The following is a 20,644-nucleotide window of genomic DNA, read 5'->3' as shown; positions in this document are numbered from 1 at the left end:
TAGCGAGCCGGGGAACGTATCCTAGAAACCGCCCGGAGGATCGGGCTCCCATCCAGTCCAGGAGTTGTTGTGACCCCCTCGCCCCTCGATATCGAGGTCGTCGATCTGATCGGACGCCCCGGAACTCAGCGCCGGGTACACCTTGAGGTCCCCGCACCAGCCGGTTTCGGCAGTGATGTGATGGCGGTACCGGAAGGCGAGCCCGTCGACGTCGATCTGTCGCTCGAATCCGTTGTGGACGGTATTTACGTTGCAGGTAGCGCCACCGCACATATTGCGGGGGAGTGCTCGCGCTGTCTCGACCCCGTTGAGGATGACCTCATGGTCCGACTCGACGAGTTGTTCATGTTCCCCGAAAAGCTCGAAGCGCAAGAGAAGGCTGCGCTGCGGGAGGCGTCTGCCAGCGGGCATGGGACAGATGATGCCGACGAGGGCGGAGCTGATCTGAGCGTGGTGATCGACGATGAGGTGCACCTGATGCCGTTGCTGCGGGATGCGTTCGCGCTCGCGGTGCCGTATCGGCCTCTATGTAGGCAGGATTGCCTGGGACTGTGCTCGCAGTGCGGGGTGCGTCTTGACGATGACCCGAAGCATCACCACGACGTGATTGATACCCGTTGGGCGGCGCTGTCAGCCCTGCTCGGCGATGGGGATGCAGCTGAGTCGGATAGCTCGGATTCTCACAGGTCGGCGTCCCAAGGTTCGCTCTCCTACGGTTCGCCGAGCCAGCCGCAATCCTCGGTTTCTGAGCCGGAAGGGGATCGTTGATGGCACGTCGACGCCATGTCGATGCCAGCCCGGCCTCTCCCGACGGCTTACTCGCTCGGATCGGACTTCCGCTGGATCGAGATTTGCTGGACCTGGCTCTGACCCACCGAAGCTACGCGTTTGAAAACGGCGGATTGCCACACAACGAACGCCTGGAATTTCTCGGCGACGCGGTGCTCGGTCTCGCTGCCGCCGAAAAACTGTACGAGATGTTTCCGGACCTGCCAGAAGGGCAGCTTGCGCGTCGCCGCGCCGCCATCGTCAATATGCGCGCACTCGCGGGTATCGCGCGCACCATCGAACTTGGGCAGTACATCCGGCTCGGGCGCGGAGAATTTCTTGACGGCGGACGCGATAAAGCGTCGATTCTTGCCGACACCACGGAAGCGCTGATTGGAGCGGTTCATGTCGGGCTAGGGGCGGAGGTGTCTCGGACCTTTGTGCTGGATTTACTGGCCCCGCTGCTTGCCGACGAAACAGCCTTGGATGCTGGCTTCGACTACAAAACCCGCTTGCAAGAAATCGCGGCAGAAACAGGAGACGTTCCTCGCTACGAGATCACCGAACACGGACCGGAACACGCTAAACGATACGTCGCTAAGGTTCAGGTCGTCGGCAGGGTCACGGGTAGTGGTGAAGGCCGGTCCAAGAAAGACGCTGAACAGGCGGCAGCGGAGGCGGCGGTTCGGGCTGTGTCCTCTGCGCGAGGTATTAACCCGGTGAGCTGAGATGCCGGAGCTTCCTGAAGTTGAGGTTGTTCGTCGTGGCCTCCTGCCGTATGTTCTCTGGCGGCGTATAGAGGAGGTTCAGGTTGTCGACTCCCGCATTGTGCGACGGCACGGTCCTGGACCAGCTGACTTTGCGGCGCGCATACAGGGGAGACGGATCGACGCTATTGCCCGACGCGGAAAGTTCTTGTGGTGGGAGCTCGACGGCGATGAAGCACTGATTGTTCATCTTGGAATGAGCGGGCAGCTACGGGTTCGCAATGGGCATGGGCATGGGCATTCGGCTGGGATTACGGCTGGCAGGCTAGCGCCCGAACATGAAGGCGTGGCTTCGGATCCTGAACGTCACCGCAGGCTCAGCATCTTTATGCACGATGGCGACCGCGTGGACCTGATTGACCAGCGCATGTTCGGCGGGATGTGGATTAGTCCGTTGATCGCCACTCCCGACGGGGCTCTCGGTGGGGACGGGGCGGCCGGTCCGAGGATCCCGCTGGCCGCTTCCCACATCGCCCGAGATGTGCTGGACCCCGCCGCAGATGTACAAGGCGCGGCACGGGCTTGGCGAACTCGAAAAGCTCCCATCAAATCGCTGTTACTTGCTCAAGATCTCCTCAGCGGGATTGGCAATATCTACGCCGACGAAGCTCTGTGGACAGCACGCGTCCACCCCCTTACACCGGGATGTCACCTATCGCAGCGGGCAGCGAATGCCATCGTGCGCGGATGTGCCGAGGTGATGCAGAGGGCCCTGAGCGTTGGTGGAACCAGCTTCGATGCGCTCTATGTCAACGTATACGGCAGGCGCGGCTATTTCGCCCAGAGCTTGAACGCCTATGGCCGCGACAGACACCCGTGTCCGCGGTGCGGGACGCTGATCGTGCGGGAACGTTTCATGAACCGTTCAAGCCACTTTTGCCCGAGGTGCCAGCGGAGGCGGTAAAGAGGTTGGCTGCTGCGTGGTGCTAATCTCCGTTCGCGGGACCTGTGCATAGCCATCGCGAAAATGTCCCTTGGACAGGGGCTTGATCGTGTGCCTGACTACTTGACGTTGATGTAGAGCCTGTCGAGGCTGAAATTAGGCAAGACCTTCATCGCATCGTGTCACAACAGAGTGGGACTGCGGAAGTCTCTGTCAGAAGCGTTTTATCGTCGGTGTTGGGCTTCCGTGCTGGTCTGGTTCGACGGTATTCGATGGATTACCCGAGCCTAGTGAGTCTGCGGCACTCCGGAGTATGCATGTGAGTCGCATGAGAATTGCACTCATGAGATCGGTAATTGGAAGAGGTAATTAACGGGTGGCACCAGGCCGTGAACTCAGGCGACCTGATTCGTGCGGCGGCGCCTGTCGGAGAGCCACTCATCGTCTTAGGGTCGAAGGGGGCGGGACCGATCTTTCCGAGTGAGTTCGCAGATGGGGTGGATTGGTTGGGTATCTGGCTGATGCCACCTTCGTGGCACCTTGTAAATGAGCGGCTGATGGTGGTCGAGGAGGAAACGACCTGGCCTGAGAACCAGACTCCGGTTCGAGTGGCGAGGGTGTTCCGCGTTGCGGGTGCGACGGTCACAGCTGCACTGCGGATGACTGACCTGAGGTTGGCGCTTGATCTGGCCTACATTTGCCGTGAGATGGCTAAGTCGGAATGAGTCAGTCCGGGCCGGCTCAACTCTTGTTCAGTTTCGTCAGGCACTAGTCACGCTCTGCTGCTGGCGATGCTGGCATTGCCGAGCATGGCCAGTCCGGAGTGCGCTGGCCTGGCATCCAAGAAGTTGATAAGACAAACCAGGAAGGTTATTTTACTCGAAAAACGTAGAAGCAGAGGTCCTTAAACTGCTATCGTAATCCAATGGTCCTTCTGAGCTTCACCGTGCGCAACCACAAGAGCATCCGCGACGAGGTCGCGATTGACCTCACGCGCCCTGCGCTGAAGACTCTCCAGCCCAAGGAAGGCGACTGGAGTTCTGTGATCTATCCGCTCGCCGGGATCTTCGGAGGCAATGCAACTGGCAAGTCCGTTGTTCTGGACGCGTTCCTCTACGCCTTCACCGCGATCAGGCAATCTGCCACCGTGTGGCAGGAGGCGAAGTCCATGCGGCGGGCACCGTTCAAGCTTGACGGGAACTCTCAGACTTCAACGAGCCTCTATGAGCTTGATCTAGTCCATGACGGACGCCGTTACCTGTACGGCTTCGAGGTTGATCGGGATGGAATCAAACGCGAGTGGCTACGTGATGTTCCTAGCTCGCGTTGGCGCACTCTGTTGATGCGCGATCGCGACGAGAACGTGCTCACGTTCCATCAGAGCTTTGGCTCCAAGATCGAGGTGACGCCCCGAGAACTCGTTCTCAGCCGTGCGCTCCTGCTGAAAGACTCACCAATCCACGCCTTCGCTCGTGACCTGGTCGAGAGTTTCGATGTCGTCCTAGCGAAGGACTCGCATCGGACGGCTCGTCTGAGTGGCCTCGCGGACTCGCTGGCGTATCGCGAAATAACGCTCGCTGGACTCGTAACATTGCTTCAGGTTGCGGATATCGGTGTCATGAAGGTCGATATCGAGGAGACAAACTTTCCGGAACGTATCTACCGGGCAATCCGACGCTTCGCACGCGACTTAAGCGAAGAGGGTGATAAGGATGGAAGCACTGAAAGTCAGGAGGACGGAGACGAAGAGCAAGAGGAACTCGAAGCCGATGAACTCGAACAGGTTGCACGACGTCTTCTCTTCACCCACCAGGGAACCGCTGACGACTGCCCGCCATTCTCAGTAGGAGAGGAGAGCGACGGAACCATTGCCTGGCTCACGATTGCAGTACCTGCGCTGGAAGCACTCCGTGAGGGTGGGCTGCTTTTGGTCGATGAGATCGATGCAAGCCTGCACCCGCATCTGGTAGAGGTGCTCCTTGGCGCGTTCGCGGACCCCCTCGTCAACACGCGCCACGCGCAGCTCGTCTTCACCAGCCACGAGCCATATCTCCTCTCACCACTGAGCGACGTTCGCCTGGAACCCGAACAGATCTGGCTTACTGACAAAACCAACGAAGGAGTGACCGAGCTGGCCTGCCTGGCCGACTTCCCCAAGCATCCCGATGCCAACGTTGCAAAGCGCTATCTCGCGGGACGATACGGCGGAACCCCGAGGCTCTCGCCGAGCTTGTTCGCTGCGCTCGTTGATACCGGAGAGGTGCAGCGATAGTGGCGGGCAGACAGCGTCGACGCAACACCAGGCCGCATCGGCAACCTGTGCGGCGCATCCTTGTCGTCACGGAAGGAACCCGCACTGAACCCCAATATGTCGAGGGTTTGAACCGTTACCTGCGAAGCAAGGGCGTGACGACTTGTGTCAAGCCTGTCCCCGTAGGCAGGGATCCGTTGAAAGTCGTCCAGAGGTGTGTCGAGAAGCGGGACGAAGCAGCACAGAATGACAAAGAGTACGACGACTGTGTGTGCTTGGTCGACGTCGATGAACACCAGACCTTACCCGCAGCTATTCAACTCGCTCAACGAGAGGGGATCTGGCTACTGATCTCAAACCTCAAGTTCGAGGCATGGCTGCGGTGGCACGTTGAAGACAAGCGCTCAGCACTGACCTCGACACAGCTCGACGAGCTCGTCACCAAACTAGGGCTCATCGAGGGCAAGATTCTCTCGCATTCCTTCCCGTTTCACCGGGTGCATGAAGCGTGCAAAACGGCTCGGGCCATTGACCCTGAGCTGAAGGCAGGAAGAAAGGGCCCTGACCCGTCCTCTGCAATGCCAATCCTTGTGGAACTCATGGAGGGAAAGGCGAGCCGACATGAAGAGAAACCTCCCGAAGTCGTCCTGTGATCTGACATATGCCTGAAGAGCCATGAGTGTCGGTGGCGCTGATCTCGCAGGGGCAATGCGGTGCTCATGCCGGCCGACGAGTAGGCCGCCTGGCAGAAAAACTGCCTACCTGTTCCGCTCGCCGGTGAATGCCGTAGGCTACTCAACGCCTACGACCGCGCCCGCACCGGGAAGGCCCAGGCCCACGAGCACGAGTTCGACTGCTCCGATGAGCCGGTCAGTCAGCCGCGGGACGTCTGAGTGCGGCTGCTCTGGGACGAGGCCGCTTGGGAGGACTACAAGCACTGGCAGACGGCCGACCGGAGGATCCTCGAGCGGATCAACCTGCTCATCGACGCCTGCCTGCGAGAACCGTTCGAGGGTATCGGCAAGCCCGAGCAGCTGAACTACGGGGCCCAGGGCTCGTGGTCGCGGCGGATCAATGAGGAGCACGGGCTCGTCTACCTCGTCGATGGTGATGATTTCGTGATCCTGCAGGCCCCGCTACCACTACCACTGAAGCGCCGCGCCGCCCGGCGGATCACGTCGGTATCCTGGCCTTCAACGCATTAGACGCTGCTGGGATCGGAGCGCGAGTCGAGTGATCATCTACACGAGAGTCGAGTGACGACTCGATCAATCATTCATGAACATCGCAAACGTATCAAGTCGAGATGCTTTGCTCGGAGCCTGAACGCTTATAGCCGCGACGAATACCCGTGTCCGCGCTGCCGACCCCCATCGTGCGAGAAGGTTTCATGAACCGTTCGAGCCAGTTTTGCTCGAGGTATTAGCGACGGGGTAGGTGGGTTGTTAATTTGACTTGCTATTCTTTTCCTTTGATTTATCAAAACTAAGACAATGAGTTGAGTTTTAAATTAAAGCGACAATGATTTTCGCGTCTTAAAGCAGAAGGTTGGTACATTCACATCCCCCACCTGTCCGGGAGCCAGCGCATAGGAAACCATTTGCCCCTCAGTGTGGCCAGAACTCTCCTCTGCCGTCAGCGGCGGTCCGTGGCTGAGATATATAGCGGAAAGGCGTGAGAAGGCTAGGCGAAGTGTTTAAGGTGACAGTCGAAATACCGTCCACACGGCGCAATCTAGCGGTATCGGAGCTCTGTTTGGGTGGACTAGTTTCAAACAATGTTGAGCTCAATGGCTAGGGCTCATTTACGCTGGAATATCCTCAGAAGTAAGCGGTCAAGCTGCTGGTCGGCACATGAACATCTAGGGCAATAATCTGACGGTTGAGATCATCTAAGTATCGGAAGGTGCAGCGTGCTCAGCAATGCCTGACCGTAGCTTCCAATCCTGAGACTTTCACCAGGAATGCTATGTGCCAATGAATGCTATGCCGAGGAGGTTGACGCCTTTATTATGGGGTTATGAGCATGTTTCGCCGGAACCGATCCCAGGCGCCAGCCAATCCCATTTCTGTTTTTTGGGAATGGTGGAGAACTGAAGGCTGTCATATCGACCCGCACCAGATAACGCCCATGGTCCAGGAGTTGTCCCAGCGGGTCGATGCGATTGACCCGAGACTTGCCTGGGAGTTTGGTCCGGGCAGACAATCTGAGCACTGTCTTACCGTCTCGGCAGAGGGCGAGCCGGATGTGCGCGCGATGGCTCAGCGGTGGCTAAGCGCCGCCCCTCCCACCGATGCCCGATGGGAATACCGTGCCAGCAAAGAGCACGACCCGAACGCCCTCGCCGCGGCAATTAACGTTGAAGGCACTCAGATTGATATGGAACACATGCTGTTCCGCCCTGAGGTTGCTGAGAAGAACTTAAGAGTCGATATTGGCGTCTACCATCCGATGTTCTCCCGCCTTGCTGAACGGATTCGGCTACAGGTAGCGGGTCTCTTTCTGGGATGGCTTCTGGGTGAGGATGACATTGAACGTTGGCTTGGGGAAATCCATGTTTTAGATGCGGTCCCGGATCGGCATGTCGACGCTGCCGGGCTCGTGCGCATTGTCTAATCCCTGGCTGCTCAGAGCGACCTTGAAGAATGGTCTATGGCTGCTTTTGAGGACCAGCAGGGCTATCCAGGGATTCTGCGCTATCGTCGAGCGCTACGGTGGATTGACTGCCCAACCTTCGATATGTACCACCGAATCCGCGTGCCATATCAGAGTCAAGATAACGGACTTCCCGCGGATGAAGCCGTGCTGGACTCCTTGCGTCGGTTTGAATCTACCCTCGTGGACACGCTGGGTTCTCAGGGTGTCCTCGTCGCGCATCACACGATTCGTGGACAGCGTCTATTCCACGTGTATACCGATAGCATGAATGCCAACTCAACCGATATTGTGCTTAAATGGGTAAAATCCCGTCAGATAGGAGTTGAGTCTTTCCGAGATTCAGGCTGGCGGCATTTACGCGAAATTACCAGCTAGTCGCCCGCTTTCGTGGGTTCCGATAGTTTTCAATGAATAGGTTTCGTTGGATTGAACCCTGCATAGCATTGAGGGGCGGAGGTGTGCTGCGAGTATGCTAGTTTGGGACATCGTTGTGATCATTTGAAGAAGTCCCGGGCCAGCACAATGTTTTCTGGAAGTAGTTTGTCGTAGTTGGGATACCATGTTTTTTCGATAAACCCAGCTAATGCCGTGGCTGCGTTCTGCACTCCGGCAACGGATAGCGTTGATCGGAAGTTAATGCCTAGTTGATCCGCCTCGGCATCCGAACTAGCGCATTGCTTGTTCCGGTAATAATCTTCAATCGTCACACCCTCGCCTATAGAGTCTGCCCCAAGCTTATAGACGGGCAGATGATCTGTGGGATCCACCGGGGCGGACCCGATGATCGGCCAGGTTCCGTCGCACAGTAGAAGATCCATTGTTTGTGTTGCGAGGCAGACATCCGTCCGCTTAAACGCCGGAAAAACCTCACGTTCATCCTGACTGAGATCCACCGGAAAGATCACTATATACGGCTTTGAGAGATCAAACTCTACGATCTGCCCGGTGTAAAAATGCCCATCACCCACAGGTAAGGCAAATATCATCCCCACCTTCAGATCACGGCGTCGGATGCGCTGCTTCATACGGCTCCACTCCTCCTGCGGCTTCATATCGCCGCTGACTCATCTGATGTCGACGGTTAGAAAGCCCGCCATTTGGGTGAGACTTATTGTAGTCCCTTCCGGCTTCTATATTCAGTTTTCTTCGAGAACGTGAATCCTGATGCTTGTATGGACCCACCTTAATTCGATGTGCCGAAAGTTTTCCGCAGGGCATTTGTGGTCGCGTTCGCTTTGTCGGCGATCAAACCTCATTTCATTTTTCTTGGCTGACATGCGGTATTACTCGCCCGGTTGTATCGAGGTTGTATCGCTTTGGATATATGTGATCTTTCTGGGATGGGTTTAGTTTACCTAGCTTCTTCGTCCCCTGATCCGATAAGCCAGTTTTACTGACACCTTTAAGCTTGAATCCGTCGGTATCTGCCCCCACCCCATCACCCCTATGAACCCACTGGGTGCGTGTGGTCCTGGGGAGGTCATGTAGTCCGCTCCGCCAGAGACCGCACCATCGACCACATTCGCGGCTACTTCTCGCGCCGCTGGGTTGGTGAGGACTCTGCCGGCAACCTTACCTGCCAGCATCCCCGCGCCACCACCGACCATGCCGATCACGCCCGACATAGCAGCCTGGCTCCAATCCACCTCCCCGGTCGTGGCTTTTTGGATCACCGCATCCGCACCAAAGGACATCAACCCCATCCCAGCAAGCTGCCCACCGAGACCAAACCTCAACGCAGCCCCACCAAATCCACCGTATTTAGTAGGTTTCTCCTGGCGCACTAGTACGGGTCCCCGCATGCTTCGAGTGGGGAGCTTCGAGGAGTGCCGATTCGATACGTGCTCCTCTGGACAGCCCCGATAGCGACCCGTTTTGTCGGATAGTCAGCGCCGGATTTTCAGCTAGGGCCGATGATTAACCGCACTTACCGACAGGAGTCAGATCTACGCGAAAGCGAACCGAAAACTCCCCGCAACCCCACTCCGCCGCAGGTCACACGCCTTGCGGCTCGTTACTGATATCATTACCGGCAGTGTCAAAGAGGTCGTAAGACTCGTAAGGGTCCCGAACGGCCAGGGTTATCGACAGACAAACGGAGACGGGGACGCATGAGCAACACGACACGAGTGATGATCGTCGATGACCATGAGGTGGTTCGCCGAGGTATTGCCGATGTGATCGACAGTGCGGAGGACCTCAGCGTGGTCGCGGAGGCATCTACCGTGGCGGAGGCGTTGCGTCGGCTTCCGGCGGTGCGGCCGGATCTTCTTCTCGTGGACCTTCAGCTTCCTGATGGCACTGGTGTGGATGTGATGACTCAGGCTCGTCAACTCAATCCTGAGCAGCTGATGCTGGTTCTCACGTCATTTGATGATCAGGCTGCGGTGAAAGCATCCCAGGAACTCGGGGCGCGAGGCTTCTTGCTCAAGACGGTACGCAGCACTGAAATGTTGGCTGCGATTCGCAGTGTGGTGGCGGGCACCGATGATTGGAAAGGGGTTGTGGTTGAGGAGGAAGATGATTTCTCCTCATTCGACCTCACCGACGTTGAGGTGCGCATCGTCGAGCTGATTGGGGAGGGGCGGTCTAACCGTGAGATCGCCGCGGCAATGGGGATTGCGGAGAAGACGGTCAAGAATCGTCTCACCCAGATTTTGTCCAAGATGGGGCTCACTCGCCGGACGCAGATTGCAGCTTGGGTCGCTGGTCGTCACGCTGCCGGTTGGCAGCAGCACTGATATATACCCCCGTATATTTCGTATTCAGCACCGGTATCCATACGAGGTCACCGGTATCACGACGGGGAGGGCTCGTCGTGAAATCCTTGCCGGCTTTGGCTAAGCACCGTTCATTGTGCTGACGCCGGTTAACTCGCGCCCGCCTTGTTCAACACGCGCCATCTCGCCCGCTGCGCGCCACCCCTTTCACTACGCACTGCCTCGGCCGCTGCGCGCCACCCCGTTCACTGCGCACCATCTCGCCTGTTGCGCGCCGCCTCGCCGACCGTGCGTTACTTCGGCGGGAGGGTAACCCGCCACGAAATCATGGTTCCGGGTTCTAGACCGATGACGTCAACCCAACCGTTGTGTCGCCGTGCCCGTGAACGAATATTGGATAGACCGCTGCTGCGCGTCACCCTCGGGTCGATTCCCTTGCCATTGTCTGAAACATTGACCCGCACAACTCGGTCAACACCTTCGTCAAAAACAGTAACGGTCACCGCCACCGCGCTAGCTTCAGCGTGCCGGGCGGCATTGGCTAAACACTCGCGCACGACGGCGACCACATCTTCGGCGATGTCGTCATCGACTTCCCGATCCAGGGCGTCCGCGTCTAACTGCAGCGCTGGTGAAAAGCCCAGACCGGTGACAGCTAATGAGGCCTCATGACGCAGCCTTTGGGACAGAGTCGCTGACGGTGAATCCCTGCGCAATGACTGCACAATGGCTCTGATCTGGGCCACCGCGTGGTCGACCCCGGTCAGTGATTGGGCGATGGACGTGGCGATATCGTCACCGTCGGACATAGCCTGAGCTCGGGCGGCGATCCGGTCTAACTGCATGCCGACGGCAAAGAGTTCCTGAATAGCCAGGTCATGCAGGTCACGCGCGATGCGTCGGCGTTCAGCAGCTAAGGAATCTACCTCATGCTCGACGTGGGCGGCGGCAAGCCCGAGTGCGAAGGCGGCGATGACCGCGAACCCGTTAGCCCGAGTGCGGTCCCCCGATGAAAAGTGCGGGGCAGGTGCAGGGACGCTCTGCGATGCGGAATCGCCATTCTCATCGCGCCACACCACGAAGGCACCCCCGATTCCGTCGGGGGCTGCTAACGGAACGCACAACAGGTCAGACGTGGAGTCGCACAGTCGAGGCGGTAGCAGATCGACGGCGTCGAGTTCCGCGACGGCGGGGGCATCGGTTCCTGCCAGTCGAAGTGCGACAGCACTGTCGGGAGGGTAGGCGAGCCCAAGGAGCCCTGGTGGGCCACCCGCTACGAATTCGATGGTCCAGGTGTCGTTGACTCCGGGAAGAACCAGAAGCACGCCCTGCGCATGCAGTTCCTGGGCCGCTCGATTAATGAGCAGGGTGAGGAGTTCTTCGTCATCGCTACCGGTGAGTGCCCCAGAGAGAACCGCAACAGAGAGGTCGTACCAGGGGACTGCCACTGTTTGCGCGGGAGGGGCCTGAATACCGCCATTAGCGCCATGGCCGGCTAAATCCGGTTCACCGGCGGGCACGGGGTGTGCGCTCACGTATCGTTCTCCTCGCTGAGCAGGGTGCGAGCCACGGGATGCGTTCTGACCGTGTCAAAATCTCCGCGAACCGCAATGCGTCCTTCGTCGATGATGATGATGTCATGACAGGAGTAAAGAGCCCGCATCCGGTGGGTGACCAGAACCACAGCTGAGTCTGGCGGAAAGAGCGCATCTTCGCTGTCGGTGGCGAGGATTCGCCGCAGAAGTTCATCTCCCGATGCGGTGTCCAGATGTTCGGTGGGCTCATCCAGTAACGTGATCGGACTGCGCCGTATGAAGGCCCGAGCAAGCAAAAGACGACGTCGTTCACCGCCCGATACGCTCACTCCATCGGATGCCAGCATGGTTGAGAGCCCGTCCGGTAACGAATGAACCCACGGGCCGAGCCCCGAGGCGACGAGAGCATTCTGAATGTCTTCGTCGGAGGCGTCGCCGCGCGCTACTCGTACGTTCTCCCGCAACGTCGTGGCAAAAACATGGGAGTCTTCCGCGTGAACGGTGATCAGGGCACGGGCCGTATTTTCGGAAAGGCTCCTAAGCGGTAGCCGCACGGGTTCTGAGCCATCGTGAGAACTCTGGGCGATCGTCAGATCCCCAGACAGGGGCGGTAGAAGTCCGCCGAGCGTTGTGAGCAACGTGGTTTTCCCGAGCCCGGAGGCGCCAACCACGGCGGTGCGAGTGCCGGGTCCTATGGTGAGGTCGATGCCTTGTAGAAGCGGACGCTTTGGGGTCCAGCCGATGGTCAGGTCCGTTGCTCTCAGGACGGGCGCAAGGATCGCGTACTCGTCACGCGATGCAACCCCAGGTCCGTCGTGTGTGACCTTGGAATCGCCTGTGCCTCTGGCCCTGGAATTAGCTTTGGCGCTGCACTCATTGTCGCCCAAGAACTTTCCCGATTCCTCCGCAGGTTGCGTGAGGGCACTGCCCGCAGACTGAGTATCCTCGGCCCGGGACGGCAATACATCATGCAGACGTGCAGCTGCCGCCCGCGACCGCGCAATCTGGCGGGCAACCTGAGGGAGGGCAGTCGCGGCTTCAAATGCCGACAGCGGAAGCAATATCAACATGCCGAGCTGGCCTGCGCTAGCGCCCTGCGCGAGAACAGCGGGAGCGGCGAACACAGAGCCGGCGACAGCCAGCAACGTGGCGGCGGGCACGGCTGAGGCGGCGATAGCTTCAGGGATTGCGGCCCGGTCGATGGAACGGTCGAAACGGGCTTGATCCTCGTGAAGGCGTTGGAGTTCATGCGGTAAACCGCCGCTGACGCGCAAGGTTTGAGCGGCTTCTAGGACTCCAAGAGTTCTCGCTGTGAGCTCGGATCGGGCCAGCACGGTGGATGCTTCCAGCAAGCGTGATGAACGATACGCGGCCGCCGGTGCCATCACCGAGGCAAACAGGAGCGACACCAACATGATTGTGGCCCCGGCCAGAGAAATAGGGGCAATCACCACAACAGCCACGACAGCCATCACGCCCGAGACTGCTGCCGGTACCAGCCCTCGAATCACATGATCGCCAAGCTCGTCCACATCGGTTCCAAGCCGAGCGAGCAGATCCCCTCGGCGCAACCTCATAATCCGCGCTGAATCCTGTGAGGCCAGGGAGGCGAAGATCCCGGTCCGTAAATTCACAACGCCGCGTAGGGCCACATCGTGGGTGAGCAGACGGTCGAGATAGCGAAAGACCCCTCGGGATATGCCGAGTGCGCGAACAGAGACCACGGCCACGGTGAGATCGAGCACCGGGGGCCTAGTCCATGCGGTCGTAACTAACCAGGCGGACACGGCCGCCAAAGCGTAGGCCGCGCCGAGCGTCACCGATGCTGACACAACCGCCGCGATGAGGCGGCTGCGGGGAATCGCCATCATGCGGGTGACCTGGCTCAGCGGTGTCACAGTCCTCATGCCGGCCCCTGCGCATTCTGGTCTGAGACGTAACGATGGTGAACATGCACGACGGTATCGGCGATATCGATGAGGGTCTCCCGGTGAGCGACGATGATGACGGTGCGGCCATGTCGGCGCAGTTCCTCAATGAGGTCAAGGATTGCTCGTTCGCTTCCCGCGTCCAGATGCGCCGTCGGCTCATCCAAGATCACCAGGGGAGTGTGGGTAAATAAGGCGCGGGTGAGCGCTACCCGCTGGCGTTGCCCGAGTGATAGTCCGGTACCCAGGCGACCCACAGGAGTGTCCCACCCCTCAGGAAGCTGGGAAATCACCTGGTCTAGTCCGGTTCGGTGTGCCGCTGCATCGAGCTGAGGCTGCACATCAACGGCGCTACTCGTTGTCCTCAGGTTTTCAGCCAGTGGTGTTCCCGCGAGCACAGCTTCGCGCACCGTACCCACGTCAAGGACCGCGCGTTGAGGAACCCAGGTGATCTGGTTCCAATATGACGGGAGATCGACGTCGGTAAGGTTGAGCTCGCCGTCGGCGGATTGTAAGACGATGCGCCCTGAGTCCGGACGCAGGAGGCCGAGCAGCGCATCAATGGTTGTGCTCTTTCCCGCCCCGCTCGGGCCCACGATGGCTGTGAGCTGACCGGGCGCGATCACAGCATCGAGGTGGTCAGGCGCATACCCGTCGCGGGCGGTGACGGCCAGCCCTTCGCACCGCAATGTGGTGTGCGCAAGCTGCGGCGCAGCCTGAGTACCGGGCTCCGAGCGGGGAGCATCGAGCACATCGAAGGTGGCATCGAGCGCGGCTAAGCCGTCAGTGGATGCATGGAACTGGGCGCCGACTTGCCGCAGCGGAAGATAAATCTCCGGGGCGAGAACCAGCACCGCTAAGGCGGGCATGAGCTCCATGTCGGCGGTTACTAGGCGAAGCCCGATTCCGACCGCGATCAACGCGACACACAGGGTGCCGAGCAGTTCCAAAACCATGGCCGATAGGAACGCATACCGCAAGGTCGCGATGGTAGACAGACGGTGACGATCCGACAGATCGCGCACGGTCTTTTCCGGGCCTCGGCGCCGCCCGAGCATCACCAGGGTCGGTAAACCTTCGACCAGATCGAGGGTTTGAGACCACAGCGTGCGCATGTCTGCGAGCAGTCGCGCACTGCGGCCCTCGGTCAGCAGCCCAATCAAAATCATGAAAATGGGGATGAGCGGCAGCGTGATAATGGCCAGCACGAAACTGGTGGGATCCAAAACCAGCACCACGACGAGACAAAGCGGAGTCACTGTGGCGGCTAGCAGCAGCTGGGGAAGGTATCCGGTCAGATACGGGCGAAGATTCTCTAAACCCTTGGTCGCCAACGCGGTTACATCGGTCCCGCGGCTGGTACCAACCCGCGGTCCGAGCTCAGCCGCGGTTTTCACCAGGCGGACACGAAGATTGGCGATGGTTTCGGTTGCCGCCCGGTGCGCGTAACGCTGTTGGATGAATGTGGCGGCGATCCGCACGAAAAGACTGACTGCGAGAGCGATCAGGGCTGTCGGGCGAGCGATGGGAGAGGTGCCATGAACCAGCAGTTGGGCGCCGAGGTCAGCCAGGGAAATAGCGATGCCAATAACGCATAGTGCCTGCACCAGTCCAAGGACCACACTGAGGGTGACATAGCGGCGCGCCGCCCGCACTCGGCGCACTAGACGAGGGTCCAGTGGTGGCCGGCGCGGACGGCGCTGAGGCACTGCCGAGGTCTCAGCCTCGGTAGGAGTGCTCGTGGAGGTCAGGAGAAGGCCTTCCGGTAAGCGTCCTTAGCCCGAGGAAGGAGCCCCGCCGAGGCAGGGATTTCGTCCTCGGTGATGCGACGACGGAATACCCAATACGTCCATGCTTGGTATGCGAGAACGAACGGGAGCAGACAGATCGTCGCGATCGTCATGACCTCCAGAGTGTACTTGGTGGAGGACGCGTTGTAGATCGTGAGCGAGAACGCGGGATCCGTAGTGGACGGCAACACATTCGGGAACAGGGACCCGAACAGAACGACCGCTGCCATGGCAATGGCCAGACTGGTTGCCGCAAAAGACCATCCTTCACGCCGCATACGGTTCAAAGGAATGATGGCGACGAGAGCCAGAGCCGCAATGATGAGCGGAATCCAGGTCCACAGCTTGTTGCTGTAGGCGAACTGGGTCCACAGCAGGAACGCCGCGCCGGCCACGATCGTGGGGTAGATCAAGATTCCCGCCAGGCGGTTAGCATCCTCACGCAGCTTGCCGTCAACCTTCAAGGCCAAGAACAGAGTTCCGTGCAGCCAGAACAGCAGGACGAACACGATGCCACCGAGCAGACCGAAGGGGTTCAGCAGCCCCAGCAGCGTGGTGGTGACCTCTTTGTGCTGGTTCAGGCCAACGCCTTGGACGATGTTCGCGAAGGCGACGCCCCACAGCAGCGCGGGTAGCAGGCCACCGAGGAAGTGCATGAGGTTCCAGCCTGCCCGCCACCGGGGAGAGTCGATCTTGTCGCGGTACTTAAAGGCGCACACGCGCACGATCAAGGCCAGCAGAATCAGAAGAAGAGCGAGGTAAAACCCGGTAAAGAGCGAGGCGTACCATTCGGGGAAGGCGGCAAACAGGGCGCCGCCGCCGGTAAGCAGCCACACCTCATTGCCGTCCCACACCGGGCCGATCGACCGCAAAATCATGCGTTGACGAGTTTCGTCCCGGCGCCCAAGCGCATACACGTTGATGCCGACGCCGAAATCGAATCCTTCGAGGATGAAGTAGCCGATGAAGAGGACGGCAATCAGAATGAACCAAAGAATTTGGAGTGTGGAGTGATCCATGACGTGCTCCTGCTCAGTATCCGAAGGAGAGGGCCGGGGTCTTGGACGATTCGTTCTCGCCGTCCTTGCCGGTGTCGGGCAGTGGGATTCCCTTGGCTGCGTAACGGCGCATCAGACCGAACCACACCACGGCGAGAATGCCGTAGACCAGGGTGAACACGACCAGGGAGGTAACGACAACCCATGACGGATGATTAGACACACCCTGCATGGTCATCAGGCGCACTAGCGGGTCACCATCCGGACTCGGGGCCACAACCCATGGCTGACGGCCCATTTCGGTGAAGATCCAGCCGAAGGCGTTCGCAAGGAACGGCATGGGGATGGCCAGCACCGCAAACCACGCGAGCACCCGGGAGGTGGTGGTTCCGGCCAGCTCCTGTTTTTTACGGGTCGCCCACAGGGCCCACAGGCACAAGATCGCGGAGAAGATGGCAAAGCCCATCATCAGACGGAATGACCAGTAGGTGACGAACAGGTTCGGACGGTAATCAGCCTTGACGCTCTGCCCATCGGCGGTGGTCACGGTGTCGCCGAACTTCTTTTGGTATTCCTTTTGAAGATCCTCAACGCCCTGGAGCGTTGCGTTCGGATCGTTGGTGGCAAGGAATGAGGTCACTTTCGGAAGAGAGATCAGGTGGCTAACGCTAGAACAGTCCGCAGAGAACGCATCCGGGCTGCCAACAGCGAGAATTGAGAAGTCGGCACCGGTGGTGGTGTTGCACAGAGCCTCAGCACTGGCCATTTTCATGGGCTGCTGCTTGAACATGATCTTGGCTTGAAAGTCGCCGGTGACGATCACTAAGACACCAGCGATCACCATGGCGATCACACCGAAGCGCACCGCGGGGCGGAAGACACGGCGAGCCTGCTCAAGGTGAACCTTGCCCTCAGTCGAGGACGCGCCCAGCTTCTGTGCTTTGCGGGTGTGGCGCACCAGATGCCATGTGGCGATACCTGCAACGAACGCTGCCGCCACCAGCCAGGCACCGGCGATCACATGGGGGAAGGCCGCAAGCGTGGTGACGTTGGTCAGCAGGGCCAGGATGCCGCCCTGGCTCTGATCCAGTTCAGCGCGGCCAGTTTCTGGGTTGAAGACGGCGGCCACCGGGTGCTGCATAAAGGAGTTAGCAGCCAAAATGAAGTAGGCCGATAACGTGGTTCCGACGGCAACCAGCCAGATCATCAGCAGGTGAATCTTCTTTGGGAGGCGGTCCCAGCCGAACATCCACAGGCCGAGGAAGGTGGATTCCATGAAGAAGGCGGCGAGGCCTTCAAATGCGAGGGGGGCGCCGAAGATGTCGCCGACGAAGCGTGAGTACTCGCTCCAGTTCATGCCGAACTGGAACTCTTGGACAATGCCGGTGGCGATGCCGACACCGAAGTTGATCAGTAGCATCTGCCCGAAGAACTTGGTCAGGCGCGTCCAGGAGGCACGCTTAACCTCATCTTTCGAGAATGTGGCGACAGTCTGCATAATCGCCACCATCAGCGACAGGCCAATGGTCAGAGGGACAAAGATGAAGTGGTAGACGGTAGTGATACCGAACTGCCAGCGGGCCAAATCGAGGGCTTCCATGACAGGTTCCTTCGAGTTACGTAACGGGTCTGCGCATCTTGATGCGCAGGGTAAGGATAATGACGGTATGTCTTAAAGGCTGGGGACGATAGTCCCAGGAAGGTTTCCGGTGGGAGATCGCGTCACCGTACTCTACTGTCGGAAAGCGCTTGGCCTGCCGGAGGCAAGACCATCTGAGATGCTAGAGGCGTCGCCCGGCCCGGCGCTTTTCGGGCTCGGTGCAATGGTGTAAACCGAACGTGAAATGAGGATCCTATGGGGCTCGCAGACCTGGTATTACCCGTGGTTGGAGGAGGTTTCATAGCGGTCTCGGTTGGTGCCCTGGCGCTGGTGGGCGGAGTGCGTGCAGCATCCTCCCGACGGCGTCGTTCAGCGGCAAGCGCGGCGGGTGGTGATGTTCACACAGCCCCCGCGATACCGCTCGCGTGCGTCCTTGACGATGTGGACCGGTTACTGCTCCAGTGTGACGATGCCATCACCGCGGCAGATCAAGAACGTCTATATGCGGACGCAGAATTTGGTGCTGACAGGACCGTTCAGCTCCAGCAGGCAGTGGCCCGCGCCCGGAGAGATTTAGATGCCTCCTTTGCTCAAAGACGACTCATCGACTCCCAGAATCTCGAGGTAGCCGGGGAACAAGGCGCGCGGAATGCGGCGCAAGCCATTCGAGATCGTCTCCATGCAGCGCTGACCGAGCTGCAAAGCGCAACCACCGCGATTGGGCGGTTGCGAGACGAAGCGGCACATGCCAGTTCTCGGCTGGTGAGCTTGCGAGAACGCGTGGACGCAACCAGGGCACGGATCCCTGGCATTCGCGGGGAGCTCAGAGGCGTCGCCGAGGAATGCTCACATGAGGCAGTGGTAGCTGTTGCAGCACACCCGGATCGAGCCGAACGGGCTTTAGCCGATGCGATGGAATGCCTGAGTATCGCGGAAAAGGGTTTGGGTGATCCATCTGGCCGGGGCGAGGCTATTGCGGCGCTGCATCGTGCGGAACATGACGTCGATGAGGCGGTGAGTCTGCTCGATGTTGCTGATGATCTTGAGGAGGAAATCGCGAGGTCTCGCGTCAAATTGCCGGAGGCTCGGCGCGCGATGCTGGATTTGCTGGTGCAGGCGGAGGCGGTTTCTGGGTCAGACCCGCGCATAGTGCAGGCCGTAGCGTTAGGTCGATCAGTGGCATCCGAACTTGATGATGCGGCGCGTCGCGATCCACGGGCAGCACTGGGCCGGGTGACAGAGGCGACGGTGCGTTTGCAGGACGTTGTCACAGCCACTCAAGAGGCGTACGTCGCCAATTCGACCGTGGCTCGGACTATGACGAGAGCTCTGGAATCGGCTCGCTCCGAAGTCAGAGTGGCATCGACATATATGGAGTCTCACCGTACCCGCATTCAGGCTCCTGCCCGGGCGCTGCTTGGGGAAGCGCAGCAGCTGCTGAGTGAGGCTGAATCGCTGCTGAAACAGTCGGTGACCTCAGAGCGGGAGATGGCTCAGATAGGGGAGCGCGCGCAAGAGGCTGCACGCCGCGCCCGGGATGCGTTCGCTAAGGCTCAAGACGATGTGGAGGCCCGAGCCGCAGACGCCGACGATACCTGGCAGCCGGGCCGGCAAAGTGAGCAGACAGCCAGCGATGTCATCGGGGATGTGCTGGGGTCGCTAGCACGGGCAGGGATGATGTCTCGCGGGGGCCGTGGTAACTGGCCTGGACCCTGGTAAAACGCGCGGTCTGGCCGGTGAAATCGGCGGGGTAGATGCGCGCATCAGACTAGAGTGGGAATGTTGGCTCCTGTGCGGCGAGAACGCGAGGAGCATCGCAATCGAAAGGACTTCATGATGGTCAAAAAGCAGTCGATCCTCGGACGGATTGCCCAGCTCACCCGCGCAAATATTAATGCGCTTCTGGATCAGGCTGAGGATCCAGAGAAGATGCTCGACCAGATGATCCGTGACTATACGGAGAACATTCGGGAGGCGGAGGCTGCCGTCGCTCAGACCATCGGTAACCTGCGCCTGTCTGAGCGCGACCGTGACGAAGATAAGAAAGCCGCGCAAGAATGGGAAGGCAAAGCTCTTGCCGCATCTCAGCGGGCAGATCAGCTGCGCGCCGAGGGAAGCGCAGCTGAGGCCGATAAGTTCGACAATCTGGCCCGGATTGCGATCTCCCGCCAGATCCAAGCTGAGGATGAAGTCGCCGCGGTGGAACCGACCATCGCAGCCCAGAATGAAACGGTGGAAAAGCTGAAGGTTGGTCTGCAGCAGATGCGGGTCAAACTCGATGAGCTCCGCACTAAACGGGATCAGCTGGTGGCGCGTTCTAAAGCGGCGGCTGCTCAGAACCGGATGAACGATGCCTTGGGTGCTATCGATCTGCTCGATCCGACCAGTGAACTGACTCGCTTTGAAGAAAAGGTGCGGCGCGAAGAGGCCAAGGTGGTCGGCCGACAGGAAATTCAGGCGAGTTCGCTCGATGCGCAATTTGAATCCCTGGAGGCTAGTGCGCACCAGATGGATGTGGATTCCCGGTTGGCGGCGCTGAAGAACCGCAACGGCCAAGCCTGATCGGTATGACGTGTTGTGCCGGGTATATGCCATAAGGTGACCCGGCTTTGCGGTGGAGCATGTCAACGTTGAATGCTTCACCGCACGACACGCGTGTTCACCAGCGGTCGAGCCCCGGTGGAGCGCGTATGTCATACTAAACGGCGGCGCTCCTTCGTGCCGTACCGCGCGAAGGAACCTCCCG

General features: G+C 59.4%; 17 protein-coding genes and 1 pseudogene. 11 read left to right on the top strand and 7 right to left on the bottom strand.

Annotation, left to right across the window (positions count from 1 at the left end; all coding sequences use genetic code 11):
• The first annotated feature begins 69 nt into the window (after positions 1-69).
• The 8 genes and pseudogenes from BN1724_RS03260 (at position 70) to BN1724_RS03220 (ending at position 7,702) form a co-directional block, all read left to right on the top strand.
• A complete protein-coding gene (locus tag BN1724_RS03260; protein ID WP_084252712.1) occupies positions 70-768 on the top strand; it encodes a YceD family protein in 699 nt (232 codons plus the stop codon).
• The gene (gene rnc, locus BN1724_RS03255) at positions 768-1,496 is read left to right on the top strand and encodes a ribonuclease III (RefSeq protein ID WP_058234219.1); all 729 of its coding nucleotides are present in this window, start codon (positions 768-770) and stop codon (positions 1,494-1,496) included. Before BN1724_RS03260 ends, rnc begins: the two co-directional genes overlap by 1 nt.
• A gap of 1 nt (position 1,497) precedes the next feature.
• Complete coding sequence (mutM, locus tag BN1724_RS03250) at positions 1,498-2,439, top strand: bifunctional DNA-formamidopyrimidine glycosylase/DNA-(apurinic or apyrimidinic site) lyase (protein ID WP_058234218.1); 942 nt, start codon at positions 1,498-1,500, stop codon at positions 2,437-2,439.
• A gap of 904 nt (positions 2,440-3,343) precedes the next feature.
• Positions 3,344-4,690: an AAA family ATPase gene (locus BN1724_RS03240; protein WP_058234216.1), complete on the top strand. Its 1,347-nt coding sequence runs from the start codon at positions 3,344-3,346 to the stop codon at positions 4,688-4,690.
• Positions 4,690-5,322 carry an RloB family protein gene (locus tag BN1724_RS03235; protein WP_058234215.1) on the top strand — a complete coding sequence of 211 codons (633 nt, stop codon included), beginning with the start codon at positions 4,690-4,692 and terminating at the stop codon, positions 5,320-5,322. Before BN1724_RS03240 ends, BN1724_RS03235 begins: the two co-directional genes overlap by 1 nt.
• A 240-nt stretch (positions 5,323-5,562) precedes the next feature.
• Positions 5,563-5,821, top strand: a pseudogene (locus BN1724_RS03230) (Txe/YoeB family addiction module toxin).
• Positions 5,822-6,799: 978 nt separating this feature from the next.
• A complete protein-coding gene (locus BN1724_RS03225; protein WP_157085731.1) occupies positions 6,800-7,285 on the top strand; it encodes a hypothetical protein in 486 nt (161 codons plus the stop codon).
• 36 nt (positions 7,286-7,321) lie between these two features.
• Positions 7,322-7,702, top strand: coding sequence for a DUF695 domain-containing protein (locus tag BN1724_RS03220; RefSeq protein ID WP_058234213.1), 381 nt, complete (start codon positions 7,322-7,324; stop codon positions 7,700-7,702).
• Between the two features lie 119 nt (positions 7,703-7,821).
• On the opposite strand, the gene BN1724_RS03215 is transcribed toward BN1724_RS03220, so the two are convergent.
• Positions 7,822-8,352: an Imm26 family immunity protein gene (locus BN1724_RS03215; RefSeq protein ID WP_058234212.1), complete on the bottom strand. Its 531-nt coding sequence runs from the start codon at positions 8,350-8,352 to the stop codon at positions 7,822-7,824.
• 330 nt (positions 8,353-8,682) lie between these two features.
• Positions 8,683-9,129 carry a hypothetical protein gene (locus tag BN1724_RS03210; RefSeq protein WP_157085730.1) on the bottom strand — a complete coding sequence of 149 codons (447 nt, stop codon included), beginning with the start codon at positions 9,127-9,129 and terminating at the stop codon, positions 8,683-8,685.
• A 309-nt stretch (positions 9,130-9,438) separates the two neighbouring features.
• Here BN1724_RS03210 and BN1724_RS03205 point away from each other — a divergent pair, with 309 nt between their 5' ends.
• A complete protein-coding gene (locus BN1724_RS03205) occupies positions 9,439-10,068 on the top strand; it encodes a response regulator transcription factor (protein WP_058234210.1) in 630 nt (209 codons plus the stop codon).
• Between the two features lie 272 nt (positions 10,069-10,340).
• Here BN1724_RS03205 and BN1724_RS03200 read toward each other — a convergent pair whose 3' ends face one another.
• From BN1724_RS03200 to BN1724_RS03180, 5 genes are all read right to left on the bottom strand, one after another.
• Complete coding sequence (locus BN1724_RS03200) at positions 10,341-11,582, bottom strand: sensor histidine kinase (RefSeq protein WP_231928139.1); 1,242 nt, start codon at positions 11,580-11,582, stop codon at positions 10,341-10,343.
• Positions 11,579-13,489: a thiol reductant ABC exporter subunit CydC gene (gene cydC / locus BN1724_RS03195; RefSeq protein ID WP_084252709.1), complete on the bottom strand. Its 1,911-nt coding sequence runs from the start codon at positions 13,487-13,489 to the stop codon at positions 11,579-11,581. Before cydC ends, BN1724_RS03200 begins: the two co-directional genes overlap by 4 nt.
• Positions 13,486-15,174, bottom strand: coding sequence for a thiol reductant ABC exporter subunit CydD (gene cydD / locus BN1724_RS03190; protein ID WP_058234209.1), 1,689 nt, complete (start codon positions 15,172-15,174; stop codon positions 13,486-13,488). The genes cydC and cydD overlap by 4 nt, the downstream gene beginning before the upstream one ends.
• Before the next feature lie 83 nt (positions 15,175-15,257).
• Positions 15,258-16,319, bottom strand: a complete 1,062-nt coding sequence (cydB, locus tag BN1724_RS03185; protein ID WP_058234208.1) for a cytochrome d ubiquinol oxidase subunit II — start codon at positions 16,317-16,319, stop codon at positions 15,258-15,260.
• 13 nt (positions 16,320-16,332) lie between these two features.
• A complete protein-coding gene (locus BN1724_RS03180) occupies positions 16,333-17,898 on the bottom strand; it encodes a cytochrome ubiquinol oxidase subunit I (protein WP_058234207.1) in 1,566 nt (521 codons plus the stop codon).
• Positions 17,899-18,153: 255 nt separating this feature from the next.
• Here BN1724_RS03180 and BN1724_RS03175 point away from each other — a divergent pair, with 255 nt between their 5' ends.
• Positions 18,154-19,617 (top strand): coiled-coil domain-containing protein, encoded by a 1,464-nt coding sequence (locus BN1724_RS03175; RefSeq protein ID WP_058234206.1) that lies wholly within the window; start codon positions 18,154-18,156, stop codon positions 19,615-19,617.
• A 117-nt stretch (positions 19,618-19,734) separates the two neighbouring features.
• On the top strand, positions 19,735-20,460 hold the full coding sequence (locus BN1724_RS03170; RefSeq protein ID WP_058234205.1) for a PspA/IM30 family protein: 726 nt from the start codon (positions 19,735-19,737) through the stop codon (positions 20,458-20,460).
• The last annotated feature ends 184 nt before the right edge of the window (positions 20,461-20,644 follow it).

The organism is Devriesea agamarum (assembly GCF_900070355.1).
Taxonomy (GTDB): domain Bacteria; phylum Actinomycetota; class Actinomycetes; order Actinomycetales; family Dermabacteraceae; genus Devriesea; species Devriesea agamarum.
This window is presented reverse-complemented; position numbering and strand designations above follow the sequence as displayed.